Below are 612 nucleotides of genomic sequence, written 5' to 3'. Positions count from 1 at the left end.
CGACCAGCGTGAACTCACTGTCTTGCTGGAACGCTGTAGCATTTTGGATGGGAATCAGTCACGTGTTGACCTGTTTCCGGAAAGGACGACCGCATGAAAGTCAGCATTGTTACGCCCTCCTACAATCAGGGGCAATTCATTGAACGTACGCTGCAGAGCGTGGCGTCGCAAACAGGCGCGGAGATCGAGCACGTAGTCTTCGATGGCGGCAGCACCGACAACACGGTGGAAGTCCTCAAGGCGTTCAACCCGCCCGTGCGCTGGGTGTCGAAGAAAGACAAAGGGCAAACGGATGCGGTCAACAAAGGCATCCGGGCCACCGACGGCGACATCATTGGCTGGCTAAACTCCGACGACATCTACTACCCCGGTGCAATCGCCCGCGTGGTGGCGTACTTCGAGCAGCATCCGGAGGTCGATGTGGTGTACGGTCTCGCGGATCACATTGATATCGACGATCATGCGTTCGAGGACTACCCAACCGAGTCGTGGGATTTCGAACGGCTCAAGCAAACGTGCTTCATTTGCCAGCCTGCTCTGTTCTTCCGGCGACGCGTCGTGGAGCAGCATGGTCTACTTGATGAATCGCTGAACTACTGCATGGACTACGCG

1 protein-coding gene is annotated in these 612 nt (G+C 56.7%); it reads left to right on the top strand.

Features of this window, described 5'->3' with window-relative positions; translation table 11 throughout:
• Positions 1–93: 93 nt before the first annotated feature.
• The coding region (locus tag BN2475_RS33160; RefSeq protein ID WP_143326080.1) for a glycosyltransferase family 2 protein at positions 94–612 on the top strand (519 nt) is incomplete at its 3' end.

It is taken from the genome of Paraburkholderia ribeironis, assembly GCF_900019265.1.
Classification (GTDB): Bacteria; Pseudomonadota; Gammaproteobacteria; order Burkholderiales; family Burkholderiaceae; genus Paraburkholderia; species Paraburkholderia ribeironis.
The sequence above is the reverse complement of the archived record's forward strand: the minus strand, read 5'-3'. Positions and strand labels throughout refer to the sequence as shown.